14 protein-coding genes are annotated in these 16087 nt (G+C 67.5%); 6 read left to right on the top strand and 8 right to left on the bottom strand.

Features of this window, described 5'->3' with window-relative positions; all coding sequences use genetic code 11:
- Positions 1-32: 32 nt before the first annotated feature.
- From ACMX2H_RS17700 to ACMX2H_RS17690, 3 genes are read right to left on the bottom strand one after another with little or no spacing between them, the layout of a single operon-like run.
- Positions 33-1196 carry an acyl-CoA dehydrogenase family protein gene (locus ACMX2H_RS17700; protein WP_414962423.1) on the bottom strand — a complete coding sequence of 388 codons (1164 nt, stop codon included), beginning with the start codon at positions 1194-1196 and terminating at the stop codon, positions 33-35.
- Between the two features lie 2 nt (positions 1197-1198).
- A complete protein-coding gene (locus tag ACMX2H_RS17695; protein WP_414962421.1) occupies positions 1199-3268 on the bottom strand; it encodes an ATP-binding protein in 2070 nt (689 codons plus the stop codon).
- Complete coding sequence (locus tag ACMX2H_RS17690) at positions 3265-4869, bottom strand: carboxyl transferase domain-containing protein (protein WP_414962419.1); 1605 nt, start codon at positions 4867-4869, stop codon at positions 3265-3267. Before ACMX2H_RS17690 ends, ACMX2H_RS17695 begins: the two co-directional genes overlap by 4 nt.
- 190 nt (positions 4870-5059) lie before the next feature.
- On the opposite strand from ACMX2H_RS17690, the gene ACMX2H_RS17685 reads away from it, so the two are divergent.
- Together ACMX2H_RS17685 and ACMX2H_RS17680 are read left to right on the top strand one after the other, a co-directional pair.
- Complete coding sequence (locus tag ACMX2H_RS17685) at positions 5060-5680, top strand: SACE_7040 family transcriptional regulator (RefSeq protein WP_414962418.1); 621 nt, start codon at positions 5060-5062, stop codon at positions 5678-5680.
- A 35-nt stretch (positions 5681-5715) separates the two neighbouring features.
- Complete coding sequence (locus tag ACMX2H_RS17680; protein ID WP_414962416.1) at positions 5716-6183, top strand: GNAT family N-acetyltransferase; 468 nt, start codon at positions 5716-5718, stop codon at positions 6181-6183.
- Positions 6184-6288: 105 nt separating this feature from the next.
- Here ACMX2H_RS17680 and ACMX2H_RS17675 read toward each other — a convergent pair whose 3' ends face one another.
- From ACMX2H_RS17675 to pdhA, 3 genes are read right to left on the bottom strand one after another with little or no spacing between them, the layout of a single operon-like run.
- On the bottom strand, positions 6289-7719 hold the full coding sequence (locus tag ACMX2H_RS17675; RefSeq protein ID WP_414962414.1) for a dihydrolipoamide acetyltransferase family protein: 1431 nt from the start codon (positions 7717-7719) through the stop codon (positions 6289-6291).
- A 4-nt stretch (positions 7720-7723) separates the two neighbouring features.
- A complete protein-coding gene (locus ACMX2H_RS17670) occupies positions 7724-8731 on the bottom strand; it encodes an alpha-ketoacid dehydrogenase subunit beta (protein WP_414962412.1) in 1008 nt (335 codons plus the stop codon).
- The gene (gene pdhA, locus ACMX2H_RS17665; RefSeq protein ID WP_414962409.1) at positions 8731-9852 is read right to left on the bottom strand and encodes a pyruvate dehydrogenase (acetyl-transferring) E1 component subunit alpha; all 1122 of its coding nucleotides are present in this window, start codon (positions 9850-9852) and stop codon (positions 8731-8733) included. Before pdhA ends, ACMX2H_RS17670 begins: the two co-directional genes overlap by 1 nt.
- A gap of 193 nt (positions 9853-10045) precedes the next feature.
- Here pdhA and ACMX2H_RS17660 point away from each other — a divergent pair, with 193 nt between their 5' ends.
- Both ACMX2H_RS17660 and ald read left to right on the top strand, forming a co-directional pair.
- Positions 10046-10522: an Lrp/AsnC family transcriptional regulator gene (locus ACMX2H_RS17660; protein WP_414962407.1), complete on the top strand. Its 477-nt coding sequence runs from the start codon at positions 10046-10048 to the stop codon at positions 10520-10522.
- 111 nt (positions 10523-10633) lie between these two features.
- The gene (gene ald, locus ACMX2H_RS17655) at positions 10634-11719 is read left to right on the top strand and encodes an alanine dehydrogenase (RefSeq protein WP_414962405.1); all 1086 of its coding nucleotides are present in this window, start codon (positions 10634-10636) and stop codon (positions 11717-11719) included.
- Between the two features lie 96 nt (positions 11720-11815).
- Here the strand turns inward: ald and ACMX2H_RS17650 are convergent, their stop codons facing one another.
- Entirely contained in the window at positions 11816-13441 is a 1626-nt protein-coding gene (locus ACMX2H_RS17650) for a solute symporter family protein (RefSeq protein WP_414962403.1), read from the bottom strand.
- Positions 13438-13806: a DUF485 domain-containing protein gene (locus ACMX2H_RS17645; protein ID WP_136784157.1), complete on the bottom strand. Its 369-nt coding sequence runs from the start codon at positions 13804-13806 to the stop codon at positions 13438-13440. Before ACMX2H_RS17645 ends, ACMX2H_RS17650 begins: the two co-directional genes overlap by 4 nt.
- Positions 13807-13984: 178 nt before the next feature.
- On the opposite strand from ACMX2H_RS17645, the gene ACMX2H_RS17640 reads away from it, so the two are divergent.
- Both ACMX2H_RS17640 and ACMX2H_RS17635 read left to right on the top strand, forming a co-directional pair.
- Positions 13985-15199 (top strand): sensor histidine kinase, encoded by a 1215-nt coding sequence (locus tag ACMX2H_RS17640; protein WP_414962401.1) that lies wholly within the window; start codon positions 13985-13987, stop codon positions 15197-15199.
- A gap of 54 nt (positions 15200-15253) precedes the next feature.
- Positions 15254-15976: a LytR/AlgR family response regulator transcription factor gene (locus ACMX2H_RS17635; RefSeq protein WP_136784159.1), complete on the top strand. Its 723-nt coding sequence runs from the start codon at positions 15254-15256 to the stop codon at positions 15974-15976.
- Positions 15977-16087: the final 111 nt, after the last annotated feature.

The following is a 16087-nucleotide window of genomic DNA, read 5'->3' as shown; positions in this document are numbered from 1 at the left end:
GGCGGCCCTTGGTCGATCACCGGGGGCCTTTGTTACAGGCCCAGCTCGCGGGCGATGAGCATCAACTGCACTTCGGTGGTCCCTTCCCCGACCTCCAGGATTTTCGAGTCGCGGTAGTGGCGCGCCACCCGGAACTCGTTGATGAAACCGAAGCCGCCGAAAATCTGGGTGGCGTCGCGGGCGTTGTCCATGGCGGCCTCGCCTGCCACCATCTTGGCAATCGCGGACTGCGTTTTGAAGTGCTGGCCCGCCAGCATCCGGGCGGCCGCGTCGTAGTAGGCCAGCCGCGCGGTGTGCGCTCGGGCCTGCATCCGGGCGATTTTGAACTGGATGGCTTGGAAGGCGCCGATGTTCGTGCCGAAGGCCTGACGCTCCTTGGCGTAGCGCACCGCCTCGTCCACGCAGCCCTGCGCGGCGCCGGTGGCCAGCGCGGCGATGGCGATCCGGCCCTCGTCCAGGATTTGCAGGAAGTTGGCATAGCCGCGGCCCCGCGCTCCCAGCAGGTTCTCTTCCGGGACACGGACGTTGTCCAGCGTGAGCGGGTGCGTGTCGGAGGCGTTCCAGCCCACCTTGTTGTAGGCCTTTTCGGCGGTGAAGCCCGGTGTGTCGGTGGGGACCAAGATGGTGGATATTTCCTTCTTAATCGAGCCGTCTGCGCGCTCCGAGGTGCCAGTGACGGCGGTGACGGTGACAAGTTTGGAGATCTCGGTACCGGAGTTGGTGATGAACTCCTTGTGCCCGTTGACCACCCATTGCCCGTCGACCAGTTCGGCCCGTGTTTTCGTGCCGCCGGCGTCCGAGCCTGCTTCCGGTTCGGTCAGGCCGAAACCGGCGAGCGCTTCGCCGCTGGCCAGCATGGGCAGCCACTGCTGCTTTTGTTCCTCGCTGCCGAAGCGGTAGATGGGCATCGCGCCGAGCGAGACGCCTGCTTCCAGCGTGATCGCCACCGACTGGTCGACCGCGCCCAACTGTTCCAGGGCCAGGGCGAGCGCGAAATAGTCGCCGCCCATGCCGCCGTACTCCTCCGGGAACGGGAGGCCGAACAGACCCATCTCGCCCATCTGTTCCACCACTTTGTACGGGAAACTGTGCTCCTCGTCGTGCTTGGCGGAGGCCGGGGCCACCACCTCGCGGGCAAAGTCCCGGACCGTGTCCACCAGGTCCTGATGGTCCTCGCTCAGTGAAAAGTCAGGCATGGTCATGCCCCTTTCTGTTCATGTCCTTGGGCAGGATCTGCTGCCCGCACGACGGCGACAATCTGGTCGGCTTTGACCAGATCGCCAGGTTTCAGGTTGATGCTGACTTCGCCGGCAATCCCGGCGCTCAGCTGGTGTTCCATCTTCATCGCTTCCACCGTGAGCAGCGGCTGGCCGGCCGACACCTGCTCCCCGGTAGCCACGGCCACGGACGTGACCGTGCCCGGCATCGGCGAGCGCACCTCGGGAGAGGCCTGGCCTTCGGCCTGCTGGACATCCGCCAACAGGTCCGCCAGCCGGTCCTCCCGGCTGCGGACCACCAACCGGGCCGACCAGCCGGCGTCGCCCAGCCAGATCGAGCCGTCCTCACCGAAGGCGTGGCGCAGCGGCCGGCGGACCCCGTCGACTTCCACCGCCCGCCCGTCCCGGTCCGGCACGACGGCGTAGCTGCCGCCGGCTGTGCTGACCACGGCACCGCCGCGTGAACCTGACGCCGCTTCCCCAGCCCAGGCCACGGACACCTCGCGGTGCTCGCCGCCGCCCAGGTCGAAGCTGACCGTGTGCGGGCGCGGCGCGCTCATCCGCCATCCGTCGCTCCGCCACGCTGACCCGGCGCGTGGAACCGCCCCGCTCCGGCCCCGTGTCTCCTGTTCCCGGAGCAGCCAGTCCACCGCCGCGACGGCCAGCTCCGCGTCCTGTGGGCGCCGGAACTGTTGCTGCACGATCTTCCGGTCGATCAACGTGGTGTCCAGCCGACCGGCCCGCACATCGTCGTCGGCCAGCAGGCTGCGAAGGTGCTCAACATTGGTGTGGATCCCCAGCACGGTGGTATCGGCCAGCGCGCCGTCCAGCCGCGTGAGCGCCTGCGGCCGGTCGGTACCCCACGCGATCACCTTGGACAGCAGCGGGTCGTAATCGGACGGGATGACCAGGCCGGGCAGCAGCGAACTGTCCACACGGATCCCCTCGCCCGCCGCCTCGGCAAGTTCCAGCACCGTACCGGCCGACGGCAGGAACTGCTGCGCCGGGTCTTCGGCATAGACGCGCGCTTCCACTGCATGTCCGGTGAGCACGACGTCGGACTGTGCCATGGCAAGCGCCTCGCCGGCCGCGATCCGCACCTGCCATTCGACCAGGTCCAGTCCGGTCACCAGTTCGGTGACCGGATGTTCCACCTGAAGCCGGGTGTTCATCTCCATGAAGAAGAACTCATCCGGGGTGTCGTCGGAGACCAGGAACTCAACGGTCCCTGCCCCGGTGTAGTCCACCGAACGTGCGGCCTCGCAGGCCGCTTCGCCGATCCTGGCGCGGGTGGCTTCGTCCAACAACGACGACGGCGCCTCCTCGATGACTTTCTGGTGCCGGCGCTGCAGCGAGCACTCGCGTTCGCCCAGGTGGATGGCGCTGCCGTACTGGTCGCAGAGCACCTGCACTTCGATGTGCCGGGGCCGGGTGATCAGCCGCTCCAGGAACAACGTGTCGTCCCCGAAGGCGGAGGCAGCCACGCGCCGGGCGGCGGCGAGCGCGGCGGACAGCTCTTCCGGCCGCTGCACCGCGAGCATGCCCTTGCCGCCGCCGCCGGCGGACGGCTTGATCAGCAGCGGATAGCCGACTTTTTCGGCGGCCAGGACCAGCCGCGCGTCGTCGAGCCCCGGTTCGTCGATCCCGGGGACCACCGGAACCCCGTGTGACGCCACATGGTTCTTGGAGCGGATCTTGTCCCCCATGATCCCGATGGCCCCCACATTGGGGCCGATGAAGACAATGCCCGCCGCCTCCAACGCCTGGGCAAAGTTCACGTTCTCGCTGAGGAATCCGTAGCCGGGGTGGACCGCCTCGGCCCCGGTGGCCTTGCACGCCTCAATCACTGCGTCGATGCGCAGATAGCTCTCGGCAGCGGGCGCAGGACCGATCCGCACCGCGATGTCCGCCTCGCGCACGTGGCGGGCACCGGCGTCGGCGTCTGAATAGACGGCCGCCGAGCGGATGCCCATGCTGCGCAGGGTACGGATGACGCGGCAGGCAATCTCGCCGCGGTTGGCAACCAAGACGGTCTCGAACACGTCTCTCACATCCTGAACAGGCCGAAAGCGGATTCCGGCAGCGGGCTGTTGGCGCAGACATCGAGGGCGAGGCCAAGTACCGTGCGGGTCTGCGCCGGGTCGATGATGCCGTCGTCCCAGAGCCGGGCGGTGGAATAGTACGGGTTTCCCTGGGCCTCGTACTGCTCCCGGATGGGGGCCTTGAACTCGTCCTCGGCCTCGCTGCTCCACTGCTCCCCGCGGGCCTCCATCTGGTCGCGCTTGACGGTGGCCAGCACCGAGGAGGCCTGGTTGCCGCCCATCACGGAGATCCGCGCTGCCGGCCACATCCACAGGAAACGCGGCGAGTAGGCACGTCCGCACATGGAATAGTTGCCGGCACCGAACGACCCGCCGATCACCACGGTCAGCTTCGGCACCCGTGCCGTGGCCACCGCGGTGACCATTTTGGCGCCGTGCTTGGCGATGCCGCCGGCCTCGTAATCGCGGCCCACCATGAAGCCGGAGAGGTTCTGCAGGAACACCAGCGGGATGCCGCGCTGGTCGCACAGTTCAATGAAGTGCGCGCCTTTGAGCGCGGACTCGGAAAACAGCACGCCGTTGTTCGCCACGATCCCCACCTGATGCCCGTGCAGGCGGGCGAAGCCGGTGACCAGGGTGGTGCCGTACTCCCGTTTGAACTCATGGAACCGGCTGCCGTCTACCAGCCGGGCAATGACCTCGCGCACGTCATAGGCTGCGTTGACGTCCACCGGAACTGCGCCGTAGATTTCCTGCGGTTCGGCGGCCGGCTCTTCGACAGCTGCCGTCTCCCACGCCGGTGGCCGGGACGGAAGAGTGGAGACGATGTCGCGGACGATCTGGAGCGCGTGCAGGTCGTTCTCCGCCAGGTGGTCGGTCACCCCCGACGTCTGCGCATGCAGCTGCCCGCCGCCCAGCTCCTCGGCGGTGACCACCTCGCCGATGGCGGCCTTCACCAGCGGCGGGCCGCCCAGAAAGATGGTGCCCTGGTTGCGGACAATCACTGTCTCATCGCTCATCGCCGGCACGTAGGCGCCGCCGGCGGTGCAGGACCCCAGCACCGCGGCGATCTGCGGGATCTTGGCGGCCGACATCCGCGCCTGGTTGTAGAAGATGCGCCCGAAGTGCTCGCGGTCCGGAAACACCTCGTCCTGCTTGGGCAGGAACGCGCCGCCGGAGTCCACCAAGTAGATGCAGGGCAGGTTGTTCTCCAGCGCCACTTCCTGGGCGCGCAGATGCTTCTTGACCGTCATCGGATAGTAGGTGCCGCCCTTGACGGTCGCATCGTTGCAGACCACCAGCACGTGGCGGTCATGGATCAGGCCGATGCCGGCGATCATCCCGGCGCCGGGCGAATCGCCGTCGTACATATCTTCCGCGGCCAGCGGGGCGATCTCCAGGAACGGGCTGCCGTCGTCGAGCAGCGTGTCCACCCGGTCCCGCGGCAGCAGCTTGCCGCGGTCCAGGTGACGCGCGCGCGCACTCTCCGGCCCGCCCAAGGCCACCGAGGCCAGGCGGTCGTGCAGTTCCGCCGCCAGCTTGCGCTGCGCCGCTTCATTGGTCCGGAAGCTTTCACTGGTAGTGTCCACCCGGGAAGCCAGTGTCTCCATCGACACCTTCCTGGCCGAAGCCGTTGCGCGTCCCGCAGCCCGCCGCCGATCGCGGCAGAAACAACTGGCCTGCAAGATGCATTTTGGTTAGTCTGTACTAACTGAAATCAGGCTAGTTGCCGCATTCTGTCTTGTCCAGCATTCATCCTTGTCCAGCAGTCATCCAGCATTCGCGCGAGGGAGCCGATCCATGCCGACAGCACCGCATGCCGACGCCGAGATCCGGCAGACCGGGCGCAGCCGGGCCAAGGCCACCCGCCGCGCCGCGCTGCTGGATGCGGCCGCCCGCCTCTTTGCCGAGCGCGGGTTCAACGGCGTCTCCATCGAGGATTTGGGGTCGGCGGTGGGCGTCAGCGGCCCTGCCGTGTACCGGCATTTCAACAGCAAGCATGCGGTCCTGGCCGCGCTGCTCACGGGCGTCAGCCAGGACTTGTTGGACGGCGGCCAGGAGGTAGCCGCCAGCCGGAACGACGCCGAGGAAGCGCTCCGCGGGCTGGTCGCCTTCCATGTGGACTTCGCCCTGAAACATCCCGATGTCATCCGCGTCCATGACAGGGACCTGGACAGCCTGCCCGCCGACGATTCGACCCTCGTCCGGACGCTGCAGCGCACCTACGTGGAGGTGTGGGTCTCCGTGTTGGCCCGGCTGCTGCCGGAGGCCGACGCGGCCCAGCTGCGGGTGCGCGCCCACGCCGCTTTCGGGCTGATCAACTCCACCCCGCATTCGACCCACCGGAGCCGGCCGCCGCGCGAAGCCTGGCGGCGCAATCTGCTGGAACAAATGGCATGGGCGGCCTTGAAAGCCGAGTAATGTGTATCAGATACCAACTAGCCGAAAGGTCTACTGTGATTGAGCTTCGTCCTGTAGAGCCTGCCGACCTCGACGAGTTTTTCGAGTACCAGCAGGATCCCGACGCCAACCATATGGCCGCCTTCGCGGCCAAAAACCCCTCTGACCGCGGCGTCTTCAACCTGCACTGGCAAAGCCTGCTCGATGACGAGACCATCACCGTTCGCACCGTCACCGTCGACGGTGAAGTGGTGGGCAGCGTGCTGGCCTACCCGAACGAGGGGTACCCGGAACTCAGCTATTGGACGGCCAAGTCGCAGTGGGGCAAAGGCGTCACTACCGCCGCCGTCGAGGCGTTCCTGACGGAATTCACCGCCCGCCCCATCCGCGCCCGCGTGGTCAAGGACAACCTGGGTTCGGTCAAGGTCCTGCATAAGCTGGGCTTCCGCACCGTCGGTGAAGCCCAAGGGTTCGCCAACGCCCGCGGCGCCGTGGTGACCGAGGAGATCCTCGAACTGGCCTGAGCCCGGCGTCCGCCAGTCGTCCGAGAGCCCGTGCAGCGTTCTGCTGCACGGGCTCTCGGCTGCTGACGGCTTGCACCAGGGCTCAAGCCGTCAGCGCGGGCCACGTCACACCATGGTCAGCGCCATCCCCGGATCGGAGAGGATGCTGCCGATGTCGGCCAGGAAACGCCCTGCCTGCTCGCCGTCCACTACACGGTGGTCGAAGGACAGGCTCAGCGTCACCACGTCCCGCAGCGCCACGTCGCCGCGGTACTCCCACGGTTGCCGGCGCACCGCCCCGACGGCAAGAATGGCCGACTCCCCCGGGTTGAGGATGGGAGTACCGGCATCGATGCCAAAGACGCCGATGTTGGTGATGGAGATGGTCCCGCCGCGCAGCTCGGATGGAGCGGTCTTGCCGGCCCTGGCGGTTTCGGCCAACTCCCCCAAGGCCTCGGCCAGCCCGCGCAGATCCATCCGGTGTGCGTCCTTGATGTTCGGCACTGTCAGTCCGCGCGGGGTGGCAGCCGCTATGCCCAGGTTCACGTAGTTCTGCTGCACGATCTCACCGGCGCCCTGGTCCCAGCGGGCGTTCAGCTCGGGATGGCGCGCCAATGCCAGGCACAACGCCTTGGCCGTGATGGTCAGCGGGGTCAGCTTCAGCCCGGCGAACGCCTTGTGCGCCTTGAGCCGCTGGATCAGCTCCATGCTGGCCGTGGCATCGACGGTCAGGAACGACGACGCATGGGGAGCGGTGAACGCACTGGCCACCATGGCCTCGGCGGTCAGCTTGCGCACCCCCTTGATCGGAATGCGGGTCTCCGGTCCGGCCGCGCCGCCCAGCCAGCCGCCGGCAGGCGCAGCTGCCGAGGACCCGGCCGGGGCAGCCGCACTGGCGTCGTGGAAATCCTGCACATCCCCGCGGGTAATCAGTCCCCGCTCCCCGGTTCCCCTGACCTGCGCCAGGTCGACGCCGAGATCCTTGGCCAGCTTCCGGATCGGCGGGGTGGAGCGCGGCCGCTCCGCAGCCGGTACGGCCGGCGCGGGCTCCCTGACCGGGCCGGCGGGTTCACGATCGGTGACCGCGGCGGTCGGTCCACGCTCCGTGCCCTGGGCAACCGGCAGGGCCGCGGCGCCCGTTGCCGCCATCTGGGCAGCCGGCACGGAGGTGGAGCCCGCTGCCCCGATTATGCGTCGCGGGCGCCGGGCCGGCCGGCCGTTCCGCTCCGCGGCGGCACCATAGCCCACCAAGTTCGGCTGCCGCTGCTGCAGCTGCTCCCCCGACGCATTCCCGCCGTCGTCCGGCTGCCCCTGGTCTTCCACTTCAATGGAAACGATCGGTTCACCCACGCTGACCGTGGTCCCGGGACCTTCATGCAGGGTACGCACCACACCGGTGAACGGCGAGGGCAGCTCCACCACAGCCTTGGCCGTTTCGACTTCGCCCAGAATCTGGTTCAGCTGCACCGCGTCGCCTTCGGCCACATGCCAGCTGACGATCTCCGACTCAGTGAGCCCTTCGCCCAGATCCGGGAGTTTGAATACTTTGATCCCCACGGGTTCAGTCCTCCAGTCCGGTCAATGAGTTGGGCCGGCCGAGCACGCGGTCCACACCGTCAAGGATGCGGTCCAGGTCCGGCAGGTGGTGCCGCTCCATCTTGGCCGGCGGATACGGGATGTCCATCCCGGTAATCCGCACCGGGGCATGCTCCAGATAGTAGAAGCAGCGCTCGGTCAGGCTGGCGGCGATCTCGGCGCCAAGCCCCCCGGTCCGGGCCGCCTCGTGGGTCACCACCAGCCGGCCGGTCTTCCGCACGGACGCCTCCACGGTGGAATAGTCCAGCGGCGACAGCGAGCGCAGGTCTATGACTTCCACCGACACGCCGTCGTCTTCGGCTGCCCGCGCCGCCTCGCGGGCGGTCTGCACCAGCGCGCCGTAGGTCACCAGTGTCACGTCGCTCCCGGGCACTTCTACCCGTGCGCGGTCCATCGGCAGCGCGTCCTCCAGTGCGTTCTCGTCCACGTCGCCCTTGGTGTGGTAACGCCGCTTCGGCTCGAAGTAGAGCACCGGATCGTCGCTGGCTATGGCCTGCTGGATCACGGTGCAGGCGTCCTGCGGATTCGATACTGCCACCACGCGCAGTCCCGAGGTGTGGGTGAAATACGCTTCCGGAGATTCCGAGTGGTGCTCGGCCGCGCCGATTCCGCCGCCGAAGGGCACCCTGATGGTCAGCGGCATCTTGACCCGGCCGCGGGTGCGGTAATGCAGTTTGGCCACTTGGCTGACGATCTGGTCGAACGCGGGGTAAATGAACCCGTCGAACTGGATTTCGCAGACCGGCCGGTAGCCGCGGTAGGCCATCCCGACGGCGGTGCCCAGGATGGCTGATTCGGCCAGTGGAGCATCGATCACCCGGTGCGCCCCGAAGTCCTTCTGCAATTCGTCCGTAATACGGAAGACCCCGCCCAGGGCGCCGATATCCTCGCCAATAATCACCACCTTGGGGTCGTTCTCCATGGCCTTGCGCAACCCGGTATTGATGGCCCGGCCGAACGTCATGGTGGTCATCAGTGGCCCCCTTCCGCAGCTTCGAATGACTCAAGATAGCGCTCGTAGTGCTGTCGCTGGCGTGCCAGCACCGGGTGCGGGGCCGTGTAGACGTTCTCGAAGAGCTCGAGATCGCCCGGTTCGGCCATGTTGATGCAGCCGGCGCGCATTTCGGCGGCGGCGTCGTCCGCGGCCTGCTGGACCCGTTGCCGCAGGGCTTCGTCGAGCAGCCCCTCGGCGCTCAGCAGGGCCGCCAGCCGGTCGATCGGATCGCGACGCTTCCAGTCCTCCAGTTCGTTGGCGTCGCGGTAGCGGGTGGGATCGTCGGCCGTCGTATGCGGTCCCATCCGGTAGGTGACCGCTTCGATGAAGGACGGGCCGCCGCCGATGCGGGCATGGTCGAGGGCCTTGCGGGTCACGGCCAGGCAGGCCAGCACGTCATTGCCGTCCACCCGGTAACTTGGAATGCCGAATCCCGGTGCACGGTCGGAGAGTTTGCCCTGGGCCTGCAGGCCGACCGGTTCGGAGATCGCCCACTGGTTGTTCTGGCAGAAGAAGAGGACCGGGGCCTGGAAGCTCGCCGCGAAGACCATGGCCTCGTTCACATCGCCCTGGCTGGTGGCGCCGTCGCCGAAGTAGGTGACCGCCACGGCGTCGTCGCCGTCGAATTTGGCTGCCATGGCATAACCGGTGGCGTGCAGGGTCTGCGCCCCGATGATCACCTGCGGGGTGGCCATGTTGATCTCATACGGGTCCCAGCCGGAAGGCCTGTTGCCGCGCCACACCCGGATCATGTCCGTCAGGTCGACACCGCGGCAGTAGGCCACGCCGTTCTCCCGGTAGCTGGAAAAGACGAAGTCGTCCTTGCGCAAGGCCCTTCCGGAACCGATTTGGGCCGCTTCCTGTCCCAGCAGCGGCGGCCACAAGGCCAGCTCGCCCTGCCGTTGCAGGGCGGTGGCTTCCTGGTCCAGCCGGCGGACCACCACCATGTCCTGGTACAGACCGGCGAGCCGGTCGCCGTCGATATCTTCCAGCCAGGGGTCGAACTCCGCGCTGGTGATCCGTGTTCCGTCCGGCGCGAGCAGCTGGATATAGCTTTCATCATTGAGCGGACCGGTCGGGTCCGTGCCTGGTAAGGACACTTGCGACACTCCCTTTGCGTCTTCTGGGCCGGGAGTGATCTTGTGGATCCCCCGGCGCCGGACAGACCCACCGGCACCGTTGCCCGCGGGTGTTTGTGACACTACTCACGTCCGGCAAGTAGCGCAATGATCAACGCCAGGATTGAGCATTGTGCCCTGTCCGCCCGGGTTGAGCCGTGCTAGCCTGCGCATTATGCGGAATCTGGACGGCACCGACCTGCGGCTGCTCGGTGCCCTGGCGCAGGATCCCCGGCGGACCGTGGTGGCCCTGGCGCAGAAGCTCGGCCTCGCCCGCAACACGGTGCAGGCCCGCATGTCCCGGCTGGAGCAGGAGCAGGTCTTCCTTTCCTTCGACCGGCGGATCAACCCGGCCGCGCTGGGCTATCCGCTGGCGGCCTTTATCCACATCCACGTACACCAGCCGAAACTGCAGCAGATCACCGACGAATTGGCCCGCATTCCGGAAGTCCTCGAAGCCTTCGGCGTGACCGGGCAGGCGGACATCCTGGCCCGAGTGGTCTCGGAGGGCGCCGAGGACCTGTTCCGGATCAACGGCACCATCCTGGCCATCGACGGCGTCGAGCGGACCGACACCTCGCTGGCCATGCACGAACTGATCCCCTTCCGGATCGAGCCGCTGCTGGCCCGCGGAGCCGGGCCCGCCAGCTAGGGTCGGCGGGCTGGCGGTAAGCTCTGTCCATCGAGCAAGTCCTGTACCGCCGGCGGCGTCCGTGGGTCCCCATCGCACCGGCCGGCGGCCCGAACAGAAGGGACGGCGTCCATGCGCATTGGAGTGCCACGCGAGGTCAAGAACAATGAATTTCGGGTGGCCATCACGCCGCCCGGTGTCAATGAACTGAGCAGCGCCGGCCACCAGGTGCTGGTGGAGGCTGGAGCAGGCCGGGGCTCGTCCATTTCCGACGAGGACTATGCCTCGGCCGGTGCCAGCATCATCGATTCGGCCGATGCCCTCTGGGAGGAAGCCGAGCTGGTGCTGAAGGTGAAGGAGCCGGTGGCGGAGGAATACCACCGGCTCCGCAGCGACCTGACCCTGTTCACCTATCTGCATCTTGCTGCGGATGCCGCACTCACTAACGAGCTGTGCTCCCGCGGTACCACGTCGATAGCGTATGAAACCGTCCAGCTGCCGGACCGGTCGCTGCCGTTGCTGGCCCCGATGTCCGAGGTCGCCGGACGGCTGGCCGCCCAGGTGGGGGCGTATTCGCTGATGCAGCCGCTGGGCGGCCGCGGCGTGCTGATGGGCGGCGTCCCCGGCACGCAGCATGCCGACGTCGTGGTGATCGGTGCCGGCGTGGCGGGAGCCAATGCGGTGTCCATGGCAGTGGGCATGCGGGCCAACGTCACCGTGCTGGACACCAATGTCCGCCGGCTGCAGCAGCTCGACGACCTGTACCAGGGCCGGGTGGTGACGCTGGCCAGCAACGCGTTGGAGCTGCGGGAGGCCGTCCTGGCCGCCGACCTGGTGATCGGAGCGGTGCTGATTCCCGGCGCCAAAGCGCCGAAACTGGTGACCAACGAGATGGTTAGCCAGATGCGGCCCGGGGCCGTGCTGGTGGACGTTTCGATTGACCAGGGCGGCTGCTTCGAAGACTCCCGGCCGACTACCCACGCCGATCCCACGTTCAAAGTCCATGACACGGTCTTCTACTGCGTGGCCAACATGCCCGGCGCCGTGCCGCGTACTTCCACCTATGCCTTGACCAACGCCACGCTCCCCTACGCCAAACTGATTGCGGACGAAGGATTCGATGCCGCGGCCACGCGGCGGCCGGAGCTGCTGCCGGGGCTCAGCACCCGGGACGGCAAGATCGTTTCCGAACCGGTGCGGCTGGCGCACTCCCACTGATCCCCGGGCAAAGCCACGCGGGCCCGGCCGTCATCGGCCGGGCCCGCGTGGCTTTGCGTGGTTGCACCACGACTGGTGCGCACCGCCGTCGTTGTTTTAGTGGTCCACCGCCTTCTCGGCACCGACGCCGGTGAGCGAACGGACCTCCATCTCGGCCTGCTTGGACGCATCCTCGCGCTTCTTGTCCAGCACGGTCCCCAGCCAGCCCAGGAAGAACGCGAGCGGGATGGAAACGATGCCCGGGTTGTTCAGGCCGAAGATCGCGAAGTCCGCGCTGGGGATCATCGACGTCTCCTTACCGGAGACCACCGGCGAGAACGCGATCAGCACGATGGCCGCTGCCAGGCCGCCGTACATGCTCCACACCGCGCCCTGGGTGGTGAAGCGCTTCCAGAACAGCGAGTAGATGATGGTGGGCAGGTTGGCCGAGGCGGCCACCGCGAATGCCAGCGCCACCAGGAAGGCCACGTTCTGGCCCTGGGCACCGATGCCGCCGAGGATGGAGACGACGCCGATGACCACCACGGTGCGGCGGGCCACCTTGACCTCGCCGGCCGAGTCGACCTGGCCCTTGCGCACCACGTTCGCGTAGATGTCGTGCGCAAAGGAGGCAGCTGCCGTGATGGTCAGGCCGGCCACCACCGCCAGGATGGTGGCGAAGGCGACCGCCGAGATCAGGCCCAGCAGCACCGGGCCGCCCAGCGCGAAGGCCAGCAGCGGTGCGGCGGAGTTGACGCCGCCGGGGGCGCTCTTGATGGCTTCGGGACCGATCAGCGCAGCGGCGCCGTAGCCCAGCACCAGGGTGAACAGGTAGAACGCGCCGATCAGCCAGATGGCCCACACCACCGACTTGCGGGCCTCCCGTGCGGTGGGCACGGTGTAGAAGCGCATCAGCACGTGCGGCAGGGCGGCGGTGCCCAGCACCAGGGCCAGCGCCAGCGAGATGAAGTCCAGCTTGGACGCCTCCGAGACACCGTACTGCAGACCCGGGTTGAGCAGATTGGGATTGCCGGCGGTTTCCACGGCGGTGCCCAGCAGTTCGGACAGGTTGAAGCCGTGCAGCGCCAGCACCCAAACGGTCATGATGAATGCACCGGCGATCAGCAGGCAGGCCTTGATGATCTGCACCCAGGTGGTGCCCTTCATGCCGCCTACCAGCACGTAGAGGATCATCAGGGCGCCCACCACGGTGATCACCACGGACTGCCCCAGCCTGGAGTCGATGCCGATCAGCAGCGAAACCAGTGCGCCGGCTCCGGCCATCTGTGCCAGCAGGTAGAAGAAGCACACCGCCAACGTGGTGATGGCCGCGGCAATCCGCACTGGGCGCTGCCGCAGCCGGAAGGACAGCACGTCGGCCATGGTGAACTTGCCGGTGTTGCGCAGCAGTTCGGCCACCAGCAGCAGGGCCACCAGCCACGCCACCAGGAAGCCGATGGAGTACAGGAAGCCGTCGTAGCCGTTGATGGCGATCGCACCGCAAATGCCCAGGAACGACGCCGCCGAAAGATAGTCGCCGGCAATGGCCGTACCGTTCTGCCCGCCGCTGAAGGAGCGGCCCGCGGCATAATAGTCGGCCGCGGTCTTGTTGTTCCGGCTGGCGCGCAGCACCACCACCAGCGTGACGCCGACGAACAGCGCGAAAATCAGAATGTTGATCCAGGTGGAATCTTTGATGTCATCCGCCGTGACCGCCAGCGGAATGTTCACGGCGTGGCTCATTTGGTCTCCTCCGGTAGGCCGACGCCCTCGTCTTCGAGGCTGTGGCGGATGTCAGTGGCGATCGGGTCCAGCTTCTTGTTCGCGTAGCGGACGTACCAGGTGGTGATCGCAAACGTGCTCACGAACTGCAGCAGGCCCAGCACCAAGCCGACGTTGATGTTGCCCCACAGCTTCGTGGACATGAAGTCGTGCGCGTAGTCGGCCAACAGCACATAGGCGAAATACCACAGCAGGAACGCCACTGCCATGGGGAACACAAACGAACGGTGGCGCTTGCGGAGTTCGGTGAACTCAGGACTGCTCTGGACCGCCTGGAAGTCCACGGCAGCGGCGGTGCCGGCGTCCGGGTTGGGGTCGTTACCCATCTTTTCCTCCTCATCGGGCACACGCAGGGTGTGACTGCGCTCACTCTGCTAGCTGGCGGTTCCGGAGGCCAGCAGCCGTGCGGGGCACATCGCTGAACGGTTCAGCAGTTGCGGTGAATGGCGCTCATCTGCGCCGAGCTGCACGCCGCAGAACCGGCCGGCAGCTAGGCTTGTCAGCATGCTCAGCCCGGCCGTGGACATCGCGATCATCACCGCCGTCGCCGCGGTGGCGGTGGCGATGATTGCACTGGTGGGGTTCAAGCTCACCCGTTCCTACCGCGATCTGGGTTCCGAGGCCGATCGGGCAACCTATGCCACGCTCCACACCGCCGGACTCGCCGGGCAATACCTGCGCTCCGGGCTGACGCCGGGCGGCGCGGCCAAGGCCAGCAAGCACCTGCGCGGCTTGTTGGACTCCGATGTTCTGGTCTTGACCGGTCCGGATGATGTGCTGGGCTGGGACGGGACCGGCCAGCCTCCGGAGTCGGCCCTGCGGCTGGCCGCCAAGACCATGAAGTCGGGCCGCACCCAGGTCTTCCGGGGCAACCAGTTGCTGCCGGACGGACGCGTCCCACCGGGTACCGGTGCCCGGCACGCGCTGCCCGAAGCGGTCTTCGCCCCGATCCGGGTCCAGGAGCGCGTCGTGGGAACGGTCGGGGCGTATACCGGGCACGTGGCGGCGTCCCTGGTGCGGGCCACCACGGAAGTCGCGGCCTGGGTGGCCACCCAGATCGAGCTGGCCGAGCTGGACACATCGCGGACGCTGCTGATGGAAGCCGAAGTAAGGGCACTCCGGGCGCAGATCAGCCCGCACTTCATCTACAACGCGCTGAACGCCATCGCGTCCTACATCCTCACCGATCCTGCCCGGGCGCGGGACCTGGTGATCGAGTTCGCGGATTTCACCCGCTACTCCTTCCGGCGACACGGCGACTTCACCACGCTGGCCGAGGAGCTGAAGTCGATTGACCGCTACCTGCTGCTGGAACGAGCCAGGTTCGGCGACCGGCTCAGGGTCAGCCTGCAGATCGGTCCGGAAGTCCTCAGCACCGTGATTCCGTTCCTGTCCCTGCAGCCCTTGGTGGAGAACGCTGTGCGGCACGGGCTGGAAGCCAAGGAAGGCCCGGGCCGGATCACCATCACCGCCCAGGACGCGGGGGCCTATGCCGAGGTGACCATCGAGGACGACGGCGTGGGCATGGACCCGGAGCGGCTGCGCGCCGTGTTGGCCGGCCACGCCGAAGGCGACCACGTGGGCCTGCGGAATGTGGATGTGAGGCTGCGGCAGGTCTATGGCGAAGAACACGGCCTGGTCATCGACACCGCTCCCGGCGCGGGTACGCTGGTCACCCTGCGCGTGCCGAAGTTCCAGCCCGGCAACCTCGTGGAATGAGGCCGGCCGGGGCCGGAGCCACGCTGGCCGCTGCGGGCGAATAGACTGTGGCCCATGGTCAATGTGGTTGTCGCCGATGACGAAGCTCCCGCCGTCGAGGCCCTGGCGTACTTGCTGGGGCAGGATTCCCGGATCGGGGAAATCCACAAAGCCACCAGCGGGGCCGAAGCCCTCCGTGCCCTGGAGCGCCACGACGTCGACGCGCTCTTCCTGGACATCCACATGCCGGCGTTGACCGGGCTGGACATCGCCAAGGTCATTTCCCGCTTCAGCCGCCCGCCCGCCGTCGTGTTCGTGACGGCCGACGAGGACAAGGCGCTGCAGGCCTTCGAACTGGCCGCCGTGGACTACCTGCTCAAGCCGGTCCGCGCCGACCGGCTGGCGGAATCGGTGCGCCGGATCTGCGAACTGATGGAAGACGGCAGTGCGGCCAAGCCGGAAGTCATCACGGTGGACCAGGGCGGCATCACCAAGATGATCCGGCGCGACGAAATCAAGTACGTGCAGGCGCAGGGCGACTATGCCCGGCTGCACACCGCCGAGGCGAGCTACCTGATCCGGGTGCCGTTGAATGACTTGGAACGCCAGTGGGCCGACGCCGGCTACATCCGGATCCATCGTTCCTACCTGGTGGCCATGGACCAGATCCAGCAGATGCGAATCAGCGCCGGCCGGGCCAGCATCCTGGTCGGCGGCGCCGAACTGCCGGTCAGCCGGCGGCACCTGCCCGCCGTCCGGGACAAGCTGGAAGCCACCCGGGTCAGGCCCCGAGGATGAGCGGTGGCCCACACCGCGACGGCGACGCGCTGATTCCCGACGACGGCGCCCCGCTGCCCGACGGCGATGCGCCGCTCCCCTACGACGGCGCCCCGCTGTCCGACGCCCCGC

The organism is Arthrobacter sulfonylureivorans, assembly GCF_047607445.1.
GTDB classification, from domain to species: Bacteria; Actinomycetota; Actinomycetes; order Actinomycetales; family Micrococcaceae; genus Crystallibacter; species Crystallibacter sulfonylureivorans_A.
This window is presented reverse-complemented; position numbering and strand designations above follow the sequence as displayed.

What these genes read in the sequence shown, in the direction of transcription:
- ACMX2H_RS17700 (WP_414962423.1), bottom strand. Translation starts at nt 1,196, where the DNA reads ATGCCTGACTTTTCACTGAGCGAGGACCATCAGGACCTGGTGGACACG.
- ACMX2H_RS17690 (WP_414962419.1), bottom strand. Translation starts at nt 4,869, where the DNA reads ATGGAGACACTGGCTTCCCGGGTGGACACTACCAGTGAAAGCTTCCGG.
- ACMX2H_RS17685 (WP_414962418.1), top strand. Translation starts at nt 5,060, where the DNA reads ATGCCGACAGCACCGCATGCCGACGCCGAGATCCGGCAGACCGGGCGC.
- ACMX2H_RS17670 (WP_414962412.1), bottom strand. Translation starts at nt 8,731, where the DNA reads ATGACCACCATGACGTTCGGCCGGGCCATCAATACCGGGTTGCGCAAG.
- ACMX2H_RS17660 (WP_414962407.1), top strand. Translation starts at nt 10,046, where the DNA reads ATGCGGAATCTGGACGGCACCGACCTGCGGCTGCTCGGTGCCCTGGCG.
- ald (WP_414962405.1), top strand. Translation starts at nt 10,634, where the DNA reads ATGCGCATTGGAGTGCCACGCGAGGTCAAGAACAATGAATTTCGGGTG.
- ACMX2H_RS17650 (WP_414962403.1), bottom strand. Translation starts at nt 13,441, where the DNA reads ATGAGCCACGCCGTGAACATTCCGCTGGCGGTCACGGCGGATGACATC.
- ACMX2H_RS17645 (WP_136784157.1), bottom strand. Translation starts at nt 13,806, where the DNA reads ATGGGTAACGACCCCAACCCGGACGCCGGCACCGCCGCTGCCGTGGAC.
- ACMX2H_RS17640 (WP_414962401.1), top strand. Translation starts at nt 13,985, where the DNA reads ATGCTCAGCCCGGCCGTGGACATCGCGATCATCACCGCCGTCGCCGCG.
- ACMX2H_RS17635 (WP_136784159.1), top strand. Translation starts at nt 15,254, where the DNA reads ATGGTCAATGTGGTTGTCGCCGATGACGAAGCTCCCGCCGTCGAGGCC.